Source organism: Paraburkholderia sp. BR10936 (assembly GCF_040965735.1).
GTDB classification, from domain to species: Bacteria; Pseudomonadota; Gammaproteobacteria; order Burkholderiales; family Burkholderiaceae; genus Paraburkholderia; species Paraburkholderia nodosa_A.
The window spans coordinates 1-13,525 of record NZ_JBFRCM010000006.1; the positions used below are offsets into that span (position 1 = coordinate 1).

Below are 13,525 nucleotides of genomic sequence, written 5' to 3' on the forward strand. Positions count from 1 at the left end.
CAAGCCTGATGACCATAGCGAGCTGGTCCCACCCCTTCCCATCCCGAACAGGACCGTGAAACAGCTCCACGCCGATGATAGTGCGGATTGCCCGTGTGAAAGTAGGTAATCGTCAGGCTCCTTATGCAGCAAGTCCAGAACCCCGGTGTCTCCGAAAGAGAACCGGGGTTCTGGCGTTTGGGCGCCAGAAAGAACGATCATTTTCTGCGACCTGACTTATTCGCAGTCGATAGCGAAAATCTCCAAATCGCTTTAAATAGCATTTCATGCGTGCGTCAATACGCCTCAGAAGTCGCGCAAATAAAAATCTAATTCGCATTAAATCGCAGCTTTCCTAAAGTTTTTCCCTAATCCGGCCGATAGACGCGTGTGTAGTCATTAACTACAAACTAAAGATCACACGCTACACGAATAAAAACCGGGGAGCTTCTGCGCATGCGCTCGCGTGCGGGAAGCGAGAAACATGCACGACCGATGGAATGACTTGCGCGCGCAGCGAGGCACTGCGCCCTCTATCTCCGCCGCAACGACGCTTGCGGGGACGCCCTGCGTGCTCCGCGTGCACGCCGCCGCCGTCTGGCTCCGCATCTCGCCGATCTCCCTTGTCCAGCCTCTTTTGCCCTGACAACAAGGAGAATTCATGAAGTCGTCCAAGACGTGGGGTGCGCTTCTCGCCGCCGCCACCATCGCAGCCCTTGGCGGTTGCGCGACCGAATCGTCGCGTTCGCTGCCCGTGCCGCCTGTCACCAGCGCGCAGCGCCCGCCCGTCGGTAAGCCGGTGCAGATCGCAGTCGGCAAGTTCGATAATCGCTCGAGCTACATGCGCGGCATCTTCTCCGACGGCATCGACCGGCTCGGCGGGCAGGCCAAGACCATCCTGATCACGTCGATGCAGCAAAGCGGCCGCTTCAGCGTGCTCGATCGCGACAACCTTGACGAGATCCGCCAGGAAGCGGGCTTCACCAGGAAGGCCCAGGCGATCAAGGGCGCCAACTACGTCATTACCGGCGACGTCACCGAGTTCGGTCGCAAGGAAGTCGGCGATCACCAGCTGTTCGGCATTCTCGGCAGCGGAAAGAACCAGATCGCCTACGCGAAGGTGAGCATCAACGTTGTCGATACCACGACTTCGGAAGTCGTCGCTTCGGCGCAGGGTGCGGGCGAGTACAGCCTCTCGAACCGCGAGATCATTGGCTTTGGCGGCACCGCGAGCTACGACTCGACGCTCAATGGCAAGGTGCTCGAGCTCGCGATCCAGGAAGCAGTCAACCATCTGGCCGACCAGGTCGACGCGGGCGCACTGCGCTCCGCACACTGACCGCCTACGTCGGCCGCGCGTCACGCTGAATCAGAACAACTACTCATACGGGGTTTTCATGAAATACATCGGCACGCTTCGGGGGCTCTGCCTGCCCATCACGGCGGCAATGCTGCTGCTCGCAGGCTGCGCGAACACCACGCCGCCGCTCTACCAGTGGAGCGGCTATCAGCCCGGGGTCTACGACTACCTGAAGGGCGAGAAGGCACCGCAGCAACAGATCGATGCGCTTGAGAAGTCGCTGCAGGAAATCCGCGCGAAGGGCAACACGCCGCCGCCAGGCTTCCACGCGCAACTGGGCATGCTCTACGCGAACGTCGGCAACGACACGCAAGCCATGCAGGAATTCGACGCCGAGAAGCACCTCTTCCCGGAGTCGTCGACCTATATGGACTTCCTCATGAAGAAACCGAAACAACAATAAGCGAGCGTACCGATATGTCCAGATTTTCCACTCTCAAGCTCTGGCTGGCTCTGTCCGCGCTCGCATTGCTGGCCGCTTGTGCACAGCCGGTCAAGCACGCGGATTACACGGCGTTCAAGAATGCGCGCCCGCGCTCGATCCTCGTGCTGCCGCCCGACAACGCGACGACGGATGTGAATGCATCGAACAGCATGCTCTCCCAGATGACGATGCCGCTCGCCGAGGCGGGCTACTACGTGATTCCGGTCGCGGTCATGGAGGAGACGTTCAAGCAGAACGGACTGACGACGGCAGGCGACATCCAGCAGACCCCGCCGGAGAAGCTGCGCGAGATCTTCGGCGCCGATGCGGTGGTGTACTCGAAGATCACGCAATTCGGGACGCAATATCGTGTGATCGACAGCGCGACGGTGGTGACGGCGACGGCGAAACTCGTCGATCTGAAATCCGGCAAAGTGCTGTGGCAAGGCGCGGCCAGCGCCAGCAGCAACGAAGGCAACAACAGCGGTGGCGGCGGCCTGATTGGCATGCTGGTGGTGGCGGCAATCAAGCAGGTCGCGAATTCGCTGACCGACAAGAGCCACGATATCGCAGGTGTCACGAGCTATCGTCTGTTGCACGCGGGGCCGCCGACGGGCCTGCTCTACGGTCCGCACTCGCCGAAATACGGCACGGACTGACCGGCGGCGCTCGCGCCGCATAAAGAAAAAGCCCGTCACCGGAAGGTGACGGGCTTTTTTCAATCCAGCTCAACGGAGCGCAGCAGTAAAACCGCTTAGCGCTCCAGGAACGGACGCAGCTTGTCTGCGCGGCTCGGGTGCATCAGCTTGCGCATCGCCTTGCTTTCGATCTGGCGGATACGCTCGCGCGTCACGTCGAACTGCTTGCCCACTTCTTCGAGCGTGTGGTCCGACGTCGTGTCGATGCCGTAGCGCATGCGCAGCACCTTCGCTTCGCGCGGCGAGAGCGCCTTGAGCGCCTCGTCGATGGCAGCGCGCATGTTCGCGTGAATCGCAGCATCAGCCGGCGAGGCCGAACCTGCGTCCTCGATCATGTCGCCGAGCGTCGCGTCGCCGTCGTCGCCTACCGGGCTTTCGAGCGAGACCGGTTGCTTGGCGATCTTGAGGATGCCGCGCACCTTCTCTTCGGTCATGCCCATGCGCGCGGCGAGGTCCGCCGGATGCGCTTCCATGCCCGTTTGCTGCAGGATCTCGCGCGAAATGCGGTTGAGCTTGTTGATCGTTTCGATCATGTGCACCGGCACGCGGATCGTGCGCGCCTGGTCGGCGAGCGCGCGCGTCACGGCCTGACGCACCCACCACGTCGCGTACGTCGAGAACTTCCAGCCGCGGCGATATTCGAACTTGTCCACCGCCTTCATCAAGCCGATGTTGCCTTCCTGGATCAGGTCGAGGAACTGCATGCCGCGGTTCACGTACTTCTTCGCAATCGAGATCACGAGACGCAGGTTGGCCTTGACCATCTCGCCCTTCGCCTGACGCATCTTCGATTCGGCGACGGTCATGCGGCGATTGATCGCCTTGATCTGCTGCAGCGACAGCGATGCGGCCGCTTCGATCTCGGCGAGCTTGCGCTGCTCCGCCTGGATAGCCGGCAGGCTGCGCTCGATCGACGGACCGTACTTGCTCGACGCGGCTGCGGCGCGCACGCCCCAGTCCAGATCGGTTTCGTGGCCCGGGAACTGCTCGACGAAGGCTTCGCGCGGCATGCCGCAGCGATCGACGACGATGGAGAGCACGTTGCGCTCGATCGCGCGAATCTGCGCGACCTGCTCGTGCAGCAGCGAGCACAGGCGGTCGATCGTGCGGGCCGTGAAGCGGATCGGCGCGAGTTCCGTCTGGATGTCGGCGCAGATCTTCATTTCCAGGGCCGTAGCGCGCGCATTGGCGTCCGTCGTACAGGCCATCTGTTCGAACAGCGCGCGAACGCGCGCGAAGATCGCGAGGCTGTCTGCCTTCAGTTGCGCGAGCAGGGCTTCGTTCGCCTTGCTGTTGTCGGCGTCGCTGTCTTCGTCGTCGCTCGAGTCGTCCGACTCTTCTTCTTCCGATGCCTGGGCTTCGACTTCTTCGCTCGCGTCTGCGTCGGCCGCCGTGGCCGGTTCCTGCGCCGCTTCGTCGCTGCCGATGCCGTCGACGAGTTCATCGATGCGCATCTCTTCAGCCGCGACGCGGTCGGCGTCGGCGAGGATGGTCGCGACGATCGACGGGCATGCCGCGATCGCCTGGATCATTTCCTGGAGGCCGTCTTCGATGCGCTTCGCCACTTCGATTTCGCCGGCGCGCGTGAGCAGCTCGCTCGAGCCCATTTCGCGCATGTACATGCGCACGGGGTCGGTCGTGCGGCCGAATTCGGAGTCGACGGTCGAGAGCGCGACTTCGACTTCTTCGTCGGCTTCGTCGTCGGCCTGCTGGTCGGCGCGGGAATCTTCGTTCAGGAGCAGCGTGTCGGCGTCGGGCGCCTGCTCGTACACCTGCACGCCCATGTCGTTGAACGTGGCGACGATCGTTTCCAGCGCGGCCGTCTGCGCGAAGTTGTCGGGCAGATGGTCGTTGATGTCCGCGTGGGTCAGATAACCGCGTTCGCGGCCGAGCTTGATGAGCGCCCGCATTTGATGCTGGCGTTTTTCGAGTTGCGAGCCTGCGTCCATGGGCGTCGTATCGCCGGTCTTGTCTTTGGACGAGCGGCGTGCGGGGCGGGCAGACGAGGTCAGCGCGTCGTCCCGGTCATGGCTTGTCAATACATTCTCCTCGAAGGGATAGCCCGACAAGGGCAAAAAGGGTCACGCGCCAGCGGCGTGGCGTCCTGGCGATGACGAAATTGCAGGGGAGTGGGCGGGGGCGCATGCCGGTCCCGCCAAGCGAGCGCCAAACGTCTGACGACGTGGCAGCCTGGATTTTCGTGCAATGCAGAAAGACCGCGTATGGTAGTGCGTTACGGCATGCGAGGCAACCTGAATCGTCGTGTTTGCGGCACATTGACCGCCTTCAGGGTCGTATCGTTTGGGTAGCGCTTCACCTTACATATTTCCTACATGAGTCCCTTAGACCATTTTTCAAGTGAGAAGTTCACGTTTTTGTCACTCGCCTGGCCTATGGCACGTTGATATTCCCCGTTGTCCGGTCGCCATGCGTGGCAGCGCTCACGCGCGAATCGCGACAATGCGTTGAACGCGTTTGCCGGAGGACCGGTTGACCGCCTCCTCGTCGAGCGCGATGGTCGTGCCCTCGAGCTGGCTGGTGACGAGCGCCGGATCGAACGCACTATATAGACGCCCCGCTGGGTCGCGCGCGCTGTCGCCGTCGGTGACGCGCCAGCTCAGATAGAGCACGCCGCCCGGCTCGAGCAGTTCGACGAGGCGGCGGCAGGCCGGGCCGATCTGCGCGACGGGCAAATGCATGATCACGGTCTCGCACAGGACGTTGTCAAAGCTCGCGGCGGGCACGCCCTCTAGCTCGGGCAACGTGGCCAGACCGAAAGCGCACTGCGGGTGGTCAGCGGTGGCGCGGGCGATCAGACCCTCCGACGCGTCGTAGCCCGTCGCGGGGTAACCATGGGCGTTCAGCCATGCCACGTCGCGGCCCGACCCGCAGCCTATATCCACGGTCCTTCCGTGGGGCCGGAAATACCGCATGAGACGCGCATAGAGGTCGTCGGGCGCAGACTGGTTCGCCCATTCGGCTGCGTAGTTTGCGGCGCCACTCGTGTACGTCTCGATCGTCATGGAGTCCATATGGGGCTCGCGGTTCCTGTGACAAGAGGAAGGGACGCTTCGAGACTAGCCGATCGACGCAACGAGAGGCAGTCGCGCGGCGATACCGGTATGGCCGCTGCCACGCTCGCCGCTGGCGCCGCGCGACGGCCACGCTGCACGCAGCGTCGTCAGGGCGGGAATTCGTCGTATTGGGGCAGCGCGTCGGCGATCTCGAACCACGGCGCTTTCGAGCGCACGAAGATATGGCCGGCGGGGCGAATGGCCGGCGGATCGGTCAGCGTGCCGAGCGTCACGTGCACATACGCTCCTTCGCGCACGACTGAATAGAGCAGCGAGCCGCAGCGGCCGCAATGGATGTCGTGGGCGGCCTGCGGATCGCCGTAGACCAGCGTCTGCCCTGCGCCCTCGGTGAGTCGCAGCGCCTCGCTTTCGATGCCCGCAAACGGCTTGAACGCGGAACCCGTGGCGCGGCGGCACTGCGAGCAGTGGCAATTGAATGCGTAGCGGAACGCATTGGCTACCGCATAGCGCACGGCGCCGCAAAGGCACTGGCCGCGCAGCGTGGCGGGAGCATTCGTGTGGGCGGGGGCAGTGTCGGCGGACATGATGGGCGCGGTGCTCTGGTGGCAAGTGTCGAACATTGCGATCGGGCGGCTGCGGTGTGCGCACTCACATCATACGTTTGAGTTGCCCGCGGCGCAGGATAACGCAAAGGTCACCACATATGGGGATTGGCCGGCCAGTCATGGCCTCCGCACGGTTCGTGGCGCCCCTGTAGCCCCGAAATGCACGCCGAATTTCCCATGGATGGTTACCTTTGGCGCCCCCGCGCAAAACGCACCGCCCCAACCCATCCAGGCGAATCTACGCGCCCCGTTCCCTCAAGTCTTTCAATCCCTTGATGACGACAAGCAGCGCGCGGCCGTGCTCTTCCGAACCGTCCCACGCCTCGACGATCGCATTGCGCAGCAATTCGTTGTAGGCAGCCGCGTGCCGGCTGGACGGCAGCGCCTTCACACCATAGAAACTGCATAGCTTATTGAATGATGCGCTCCGGCGTACCCGCCGCCCGTTCGACGTGCGAAGACGCGAGACAGTAGGCTGGCTGACTCCGGAAAGCCGCGCAATTTCGCTGGCAGAGCGTGAATCGTCCGATAACCGCCGCAGCAGTTCCTGCACCGGAAAATGAGTATCTGGGGCTTCCATGTCATGCATTATACCTATACAGTAACGGTTATTGAATTGCTCGCCGAAATCGGCGGGCGGCTGCATTCCGAGGAAGTCGATGGCACTAAAACACCTACCGCCCACGTTTTGCTGGTCCCGTATCGGGCCAGAGGCCGGCGTGGATCTCCCCACGCTGATCCTGCGCAAGGAGTGGGAGCGTCGGCAGGGCGGAGGGCGCTTCCTGTGGGGCATCGGCCAGTCGCTTGGCAACAGCGCTCAAATCGCCGCGCTGCGCACCGGCTCGCTTCTCGCGCTGTTTTCGCCGGCGGCAAGCCGCCCGCGCGCCATGCAAGACAACCGCGGCAAGCGTGCCGGCGTGGTCGTCTGGAATGCGTGGGTCGACGCGAGCGGTCAGGTGCGCCAGCTTCCGCAGCATGTGTTCGTTACGAGCAGCGCCACGCTGCCCTCGGGCGCCGCACGCGAGCATCACTACGCGCTCGTGTGCGTCTCGCCAACCGAACTGAGCGTCGGCAGCTCACTGCGGGTGGTTCCGGAGCGGCTGCGCAGCGTGAGCACGGCGAAACCGCCATGCCGCTCGCAGGGCACGGTGGTGGTGGATTGCGTCGAGCGCGCCGCCCAGGCGGGCGGCAAGAGCCATCCTCTCGTGTTCACGGCGGAGCTGGAGGCGCCATACTTCGTGCGACTCACACAGCCCACGCTCGTCAAGGCGCGCGACCTCGCGGCCATTCACGAGGCATCGCGCATGGGCGACTTCGACACCTACACAGATCTCACCAAACGCGTGCGCAGCGAAGCCTGCGCGCAGCAGGCGCGCGGCGTCACGCGCGATCTCTTCGACGTGCCGCCTGCCGATCACACGGCGTCTTCACGGCTTGGCGGCGCAAGAACGCGCCATGTCTCCCGGGCGGGAGACTGGACCCAGCTCACAATGGAACTCTTCCATGGCGATTCACATCCGTTCACAAGAGGCCGAGGCCGCGCAACGCTTTTTTGAGGCGAGCCGCAACGTCGACCGGGCATTTCGCGCCCTGCGTGCCGAGGCCCACGACCACGTGGCCGCGCCGCTCGCCTATGGCGCCGCGCAATCACGGCTCGATCACGCGCTGGACGAACTGGCGCGTGCCGAGGCGTTGTTCGATTCGGTGACTGACGTACAAACGCGTCAGATGAGGGATCATCAGGATCACTGAGGAACTGGCGCAATGACCCGCGAAGCGGCACTCACCGGTACGGGTCCCGCTACGCTGGCGACCATCCCGAGCCCGCGGCATTCGCGCGGCGCGACTTCGCGCCCATGGGCCGTCCGCTGACCTGCATGCCGCTGGAGCGCTGCGTCCTCGCGCAACGCGTGGAGCGCAGCGCTTTCTGAGCGCGCCGCAGAGGCGAGTTCGCGCGCGAGCTCAGCCCTTTTCCGCCTCCACCGGCAACTGCAGCACGGCCGCCACCAGCGGCCAGCGCTTCGCGGCCGCCTGCCAGGCGTCCTCGGCTTGAACGTCGAGATAGCGGTCGCGGTCCACGCCCTCGACGAGACGCGCGAGCGCGTCGATATCGCTCGGCAGCGCGGGACCACTGCGCGAACGCCGGCTGGATCCCCACAAGCGCATCGCCATCACTTGCCCTCCACCCACACGCCGTCCGGCGTATGGATCACATAGCCGGTTGGCGTCGTCATCGTCACCGTGCCTTCGTTTTCGCCGACCATGCGTGTCTGCGGCAGGTTGTTCGCATACTGCGCGAGCGGCGGCGCGCCGGTGGCGAACGGGCTGTGCGCCACGAGATTCGAAAGCAGCTGCGCGAGCGCGAGATAGCTCGTGGGCGTGTCGATCGTCGTCACGCCGCCGGTGTGCTCGCTGCCGGCCGGCAGCCCCACCACCTTCACGCCCACCGGCACGTGGACGATGTTCGGCGTGGGGATCTCGCGCATGCCGGCAATCTGGTTCTCTTCGCCCTGCAGCGCCGCGCCGTGTTCGGGTACGAAGACGATCACCGCCTTGCGGCCCGACTGCGCGACGAGGTCGATCAGCTTGTCGACGTCTCCGAGCAGCCGCTGCAGGCGAATCGGGTAGGACTGCAGGCTCGTGAGCTTGTCGTTCGGCGCGGGCAGCCGGTTGCCGTCGTGCATCGAGACCGTGTTGTAGTAGAGCGCGACTGGCCCGCCGCCAGCGGCAATGCGCTGCTTGTACCAGCGCGAAAGCGCGTCGTAGTCGTCGGCCAGCGCGGAACCGTCGAACTCCTTCATGAACTCCGGGAAGCCTTCGTTCGCGGGGATCGTCACGCCCGGCACGCCGATTTCACTGATCACCGTGCTGCGGAAATTGTCGAAACGGCCGTTGTGGTTGAGCAGCGCGTTCGGCGTGTAGCCGGCCTGCGCGAGCTGCGCGAACAGGTGGCACTCGGCAGGCGCGGGGTCGTAGAGCGCCTTGTGCGGCGCTTGCCCGCAGGTGGCGCGCAGCACGCGGATCGCGGCGGGCCCGCTATAGCTGGCACCCGAGCTGAAGTTCTGAAAGATATAGTCGAAGCGCGAGAAGAGCGGGTTGTTGCGCATCTTCACGACATCCATGTCGTTCCACGAGAGCGAACAGATGTGCACCATGATGATGTCGAACTGCGCGTTCGCATCGGTGGTGAGCGGCGTGAAACTCACGTGCCGGCCTTCCTCGTTGGCGCGGAACGCCGCGAGCTGCTGGTCGTAGCTGCCCGACTGCTCGTCGCGCTTCTTGCCGGTGCCGCCGTCCTCGTCGCCGTTGCTGGCGAGTGAAGCGTTGGCGGTCGCATTCGCCACGAACGAGCCCACGCCCTGCCAGACCGGCATGACGACGAGCGCGATCAACACGAGCGTCGTCACGCGCACCCAGCGGTTGATGAGGAAGTAGAGCAGCACGGCGATCACCGCCGACACGGCCATCGACAGCGATATCACGCGCCGAGTGAGCTCGAACATGTACGAGGGCGTGAAGGTGAGGAGCACGGGGATCTGCGAGATCGCCCGGCCGATGTCGGGCATGCTCGACTCGTGGTACGCAATGGCGATGCCCACGATCACGGCGATCCCATCGCGCGCGATACGCAGCCACCGCCTGTGCAGCGGCACGAGCAGCAGGATGACGAAGGCGAAGTTCATCCACCACTCGGGCTTGAGCGTGCCGATCGAGTAGAGGTACAGCTTGGCGAGGAAGTAGAGATTCCAGAGACCCATAGTGTTTCGCGTTCCAGGGTGTAGCGGTGGTTCCGGTTATCAGGGCTGGCGGACCTGGCCGGCCCGGCGTCGCGTGAAGAAGTTTTCCAGCGCGTCGAAGAACGCGTCGATGAGGCGCATGTAGCCTTGCCAGCTCAGCTCGATCAGCTGAATGAGGCCGTGCAGCGGCGCGTCGGAGGGCGGCACGTCCTCCCATTCGAGCCAGGCATCGGCGCGGCCGAACGTGCATTCCACGAGCTTGCGCTCCATCTCCATCGTCATGCCGACGAAGCGCACGCCGAGGCGCCGGTCGGCCAGACGCGCGACCACGGCGGGGAAATCGTGCTCCAGCACGCCGCGCGCGAGCGTCACGTTGATGCGCTCGCCGGGTTCGAGCTTCGCTACGGCGTCGGCGGGCAGCATGAGACCGAGGCCGCCCATCGAATAGTTCTCGGTCTTGCACGCGAGCGTGCGGCCGTCGGGCAGCGTGAGCATGGCGGGCACGCGCAGCGGAATGCGGTGCGCCACGCGCACCTGCTTCGCCTCTTTGGCCACGCCGAGCGCGAGCCCGAGAATGGTGAGATTCACGCCGGCCCAGAAGAGGTTCATGAACACGGTGGCGGGCTCGTCTGACCGCCAGATCGTGAGGCGGCCGATACCGGCGAGGACAGAGCACACGTTGATCGCGAGCAGCACGAGGTAGGGCTTCGAAATCGTCCAGTCGAGATACTCGTGCTCGATATGGCCGCCCTTCGAGGTCACGTTGAACTTGCCGAGCTTCGGATTGATGAGCGCCATGGTGGTGGGCAGCACGATGTACCACGCGAGCACGGACTCGTAGGCTTCGGCCCAGAACGAGTGCCGGTAGCGTCCCTGGATGCGCGAGTTGGCAATCGCGGCAATCACCAGATACGGCACCACGTAGGCGAGGATCACGGGCGCAGGCGTGTTGATCACGTGCAGTCCGAAATACAGGTACGCGCCGGGCATCACGAGGAAGATGAGCCGCGGGAAGCCGTAGAAGAAGTGCAGCATGGCGTTGCTGTAGCACATGCGCTGGAAGAACGAGAGTCCCTTGCCGATCCACGGATTGTCGACGCGGAAGATCTGCGTCATGCCGCGGGCCCAGCGGATGCGCTGGCCGATGTGGTCGGCGAGGCTGTCGGTGGCGAGGCCCGCCGCCTGCACGGTGCGCAGATAGGCCGACGTATAGCCGTGGCGATGCAGCCGCAGCGAGGTGTGGGCGTCCTCGGTCACGGTCTCGGTCGCGATGCCGCCAATGCGCTCGAGCGCCGAGCGCTTGATGACCGCGCACGAGCCGCAGAAGAACGTGGCGTCCCAGAAGTCGTTGCCGTCCTGGATCAGCCCGTAAAAGAGGCTGCCTTCGTTCGGCACGCGGTGGAACGTGTCGAAGTTGCGCTCGAACGGATCGGGCGAGAAGAAGTGGTGCGGCGTCTGCACCATCGCGCATTTCTTATCGGCGAGAAAGACGCCTATGGTCGTTTGCAGGAAGGAGCGCGTGGGGATGTGGTCGCAATCGAAAATCGCGATGTACTCGCCCTGCGTGAGCGGCATCGCGTGATTGATGTTGCCGGCCTTCGCATGCGTGTGTTCGTCGCGGCGCAGGTAGCCCACGCCCGCCTCGCGCGCGAAGTCGCGGAATTCGTCGCGGTCGCCGTCGTCGAGGATGTAGACGCGCAGCTTGTCGCGCGGCCAGTCGATCGAGCTTGCCGCGAACACGGTTGGCCGCACCACTGAAAGCGGCTCGTTGTAGGTCGGAATGTAGAGGTCGACGGTCGGCCAGTCGGCCGGATCGTCGGGCAGCGGCTGCGGCTTGCGGCGCAGCGGCCACGCGGTTTGCACGTAGCCGAAGATCAGCACGATCCACGTGTAAAGCTCGGCCGCGTAGAGGATGTAGCCGACGATGGCCTCGGCAGGGCTCGAAAGATGCAGTGTTTGCGTGCTGCGCCACCAGACGTAGCGGCCCGTCATGAGGATCGACAGCATCACCATGAGCATGGTGGCGAGGCGCCCCGGCAGGCGGCGCGCGATCATCACCACGACGTACACGAGCAGGAACAGCAGCACCTGGCCGGCGAACGGCAGCGGCGTCGTGCACACGGCGACAGCCGCGACGAACGCGAGCCACAGGAGGCCCTGGCGCAGGTAGGGCACGCTGTCGAGCGCCGCCGAAAGCTTTTCGAGGTGCTGCTCGATGCCTTCCCACGGCACGTCGGGCAGCCGCGCGCCGACTGCCGCGCTCGCGCGCGAGGCGCGGCGATAGACGGGTTCGAGGCGCCTGTCGAGCCACGCGCGCAGTGCGAAGCGATGGTGTCCTTGCGGCGCCTTGTGAAGCTTGCGCAGATCGGCGGCGAGACGCTGACGCGGGCGCCGCGGGCGCAGGAAGATGCGCAGGAGCCACGCTCCAGCGGTGCGGTCGCGGCCGATGTTCAGGCGCTGGCGGATGTCCTTGCCGAGCCGCGCGAAGGCGAGCGCGGGCACGTCGCGCTGGCCCGGGCGCGGCGGCCGGAAGAAGGCGCGCAGCAGCCACTGGCCACCCGGCGCGTCGGGCGCGAGATTGAACTCGGGCGCGCTCGCGCGGCGCAGCGACAACCAGAACGCCGTCCACAGGGCAGCGATGCGCTCGCGGATCATGACGTGCTCCCGCGCGCGACGTGTTGCGCGAGCAGTTCGTCGGGCGCATCGAGGCTCGCACCCGTGCTCCAGTGCGAGAGCCACGAGGCGATGCCGTGAAGGTCGTGCGCGGCCTGCGAGCTGGGCGCGCTCAGGCAGAAGTTTTCTCCCGCGGCGAGTGCGGCGGGCACACCGGTGTCCGCATGCACGAGATACGGGAGCATGGCGGCGCCCAGGCGCGCGCGCAGCAGTGAAACGACGTCCATGTGCAACTGGCGCGCGGGTACGACCGCATTGGCGACGAACACGCTGCGCTTCTGTGCGCGCACGAGCGCGGCGATCAGGCGCGGCAGCGTCGCGCAGGCGGCGGCGCAGGGTGTGAGGACGCCGAGCACGAGGTCGGCGGCGTCGATCGCCTGACGCGCGTGCGCCGAGGGCCACGTGCCCGCATCGACGAGCGCGATCGTCTGCGCCGGCAGGTCCACGCGGGCGAGCAGTTCGCGCAGCCAGCCGGGGCGCGCGTCGAGCAGGGCGCAGGCGTCGTCGTCGTGCGGGTCATCGGATGCATGGCCGTCAGCGAGGCTGCCCCACGGCAGCACGAGCACGCCGTCGTCGCTTTGCAGCGCGGCGCGCGACCAGGCGTCGTCGGCGCCGGGGCCGCCCGCTAGATGCGTGATGAGGCCTTCGCGCGCGCTCTCGCGCAGCCCGAAATGGAGCGCCAGCACGTTGCGCGGGTCGCATTCCGCGGCGAGCGCAACATGTTCGCGCGCCGCCAGCAGACCGGCGAGCGCGGCGGTGAGGGTGGTGCGGCCCGCACCGCCCACGCTGGAGACGATGGCGATGGTCTTCATCGGCGCGGCCCCGTCTGGCTGAAACGGCGCTGGCCGCGAATCAGCAGGGCGTCGACCTGCGGCGGGAGCTGGAGCGGGCGCGAGCGCGCGGGGCGCAGCCACATGGGCACGAAGCGCGCGAGCCGCAGGCGCCAGCCGATCCAGTAGAGCGGCACGGCCAGTATCAAGCCCCAGACGAAGTAACCGAGGAAGATGTTCATGT

Annotated in this window: 14 protein-coding genes and 1 rRNA gene; 6 read left to right on the top strand and 9 right to left on the bottom strand. The window is 65.3% G+C overall.

The features are described 5' to 3' along the window. The first annotated feature begins 4 nt into the window (after window positions 1-4). From rrf to AB4Y36_RS14535, 4 genes are all read left to right on the top strand, one after another. Window positions 5-118 (top strand): 5S ribosomal RNA (gene rrf, locus AB4Y36_RS14520). A 522-nt stretch (window positions 119-640) separates the two neighbouring features. Continuing rightward, window positions 641-1,318, top strand: a complete 678-nt coding sequence (locus AB4Y36_RS14525; RefSeq protein ID WP_069265752.1) for a CsgG/HfaB family protein — start codon at window positions 641-643, stop codon at window positions 1,316-1,318. A gap of 58 nt (window positions 1,319-1,376) precedes the next feature. Then, complete coding sequence (locus tag AB4Y36_RS14530; RefSeq protein ID WP_368683362.1) at window positions 1,377-1,742, top strand: DUF4810 domain-containing protein; 366 nt, start codon at window positions 1,377-1,379, stop codon at window positions 1,740-1,742. Window positions 1,743-1,756: 14 nt separating this feature from the next. After that, window positions 1,757-2,422, top strand: coding sequence for a DUF799 domain-containing protein (locus AB4Y36_RS14535; RefSeq protein ID WP_368683363.1), 666 nt, complete (start codon window positions 1,757-1,759; stop codon window positions 2,420-2,422). A gap of 95 nt (window positions 2,423-2,517) precedes the next feature. Here AB4Y36_RS14535 and rpoD read toward each other — a convergent pair whose 3' ends face one another. The 4 genes from rpoD to AB4Y36_RS14555 all read right to left on the bottom strand — a co-directional run bounded on the left by rpoD (window position 2,518) and on the right by AB4Y36_RS14555 (window position 6,681). Further along, window positions 2,518-4,500, bottom strand: coding sequence for an RNA polymerase sigma factor RpoD (rpoD, locus tag AB4Y36_RS14540; RefSeq protein WP_069265967.1), 1,983 nt, complete (start codon window positions 4,498-4,500; stop codon window positions 2,518-2,520). Between the two features lie 402 nt (window positions 4,501-4,902). Continuing rightward, a complete protein-coding gene (locus AB4Y36_RS14545) occupies window positions 4,903-5,493 on the bottom strand; it encodes a bifunctional 2-polyprenyl-6-hydroxyphenol methylase/3-demethylubiquinol 3-O-methyltransferase UbiG (protein ID WP_069265755.1) in 591 nt (196 codons plus the stop codon). 149 nt (window positions 5,494-5,642) lie between these two features. Continuing rightward, window positions 5,643-6,080 carry a GFA family protein gene (locus tag AB4Y36_RS14550; RefSeq protein ID WP_368683364.1) on the bottom strand — a complete coding sequence of 146 codons (438 nt, stop codon included), beginning with the start codon at window positions 6,078-6,080 and terminating at the stop codon, window positions 5,643-5,645. Window positions 6,081-6,339: 259 nt separating this feature from the next. Further along, a complete protein-coding gene (locus tag AB4Y36_RS14555; protein ID WP_069265969.1) occupies window positions 6,340-6,681 on the bottom strand; it encodes a helix-turn-helix transcriptional regulator in 342 nt (113 codons plus the stop codon). Between the two features lie 79 nt (window positions 6,682-6,760). Between AB4Y36_RS14555 and AB4Y36_RS14560 the strand changes: the two genes are divergently transcribed. Beyond that, entirely contained in the window at window positions 6,761-7,657 is an 897-nt protein-coding gene (locus AB4Y36_RS14560; RefSeq protein WP_368683365.1) for a hypothetical protein, read from the top strand. After that, window positions 7,605-7,853 carry a hypothetical protein gene (locus AB4Y36_RS14565; protein ID WP_069265757.1) on the top strand — a complete coding sequence of 83 codons (249 nt, stop codon included), beginning with the start codon at window positions 7,605-7,607 and terminating at the stop codon, window positions 7,851-7,853. The genes AB4Y36_RS14560 and AB4Y36_RS14565 overlap by 53 nt, the downstream gene beginning before the upstream one ends. Window positions 7,854-8,063: 210 nt before the next feature. Here AB4Y36_RS14565 and bcsR read toward each other — a convergent pair whose 3' ends face one another. From bcsR to AB4Y36_RS14590, 5 genes are read right to left on the bottom strand one after another with little or no spacing between them, the layout of a single operon-like run. Continuing rightward, complete coding sequence (gene bcsR / locus AB4Y36_RS14570; protein WP_368683366.1) at window positions 8,064-8,261, bottom strand: BcsR/BcsP family cellulose biosynthesis protein; 198 nt, start codon at window positions 8,259-8,261, stop codon at window positions 8,064-8,066. 11 nt (window positions 8,262-8,272) lie between these two features. Continuing rightward, a complete protein-coding gene (gene bcsG / locus AB4Y36_RS14575; protein WP_368683367.1) occupies window positions 8,273-9,859 on the bottom strand; it encodes a cellulose biosynthesis protein BcsG in 1,587 nt (528 codons plus the stop codon). Window positions 9,860-9,898: 39 nt separating this feature from the next. Further along, window positions 9,899-12,493, bottom strand: coding sequence for a UDP-forming cellulose synthase catalytic subunit (gene bcsA, locus AB4Y36_RS14580; protein WP_368683368.1), 2,595 nt, complete (start codon window positions 12,491-12,493; stop codon window positions 9,899-9,901). Then, window positions 12,490-13,323, bottom strand: coding sequence for a cellulose biosynthesis protein BcsQ (gene bcsQ, locus AB4Y36_RS14585; RefSeq protein ID WP_368683369.1), 834 nt, complete (start codon window positions 13,321-13,323; stop codon window positions 12,490-12,492). The genes bcsA and bcsQ overlap by 4 nt, the downstream gene beginning before the upstream one ends. Then, on the bottom strand, window positions 13,320-13,523 hold the full coding sequence (locus tag AB4Y36_RS14590; protein WP_069265761.1) for a hypothetical protein: 204 nt from the start codon (window positions 13,521-13,523) through the stop codon (window positions 13,320-13,322). Before AB4Y36_RS14590 ends, bcsQ begins: the two co-directional genes overlap by 4 nt. Between the last annotated feature and the right edge of the window lie 2 nt (window positions 13,524-13,525).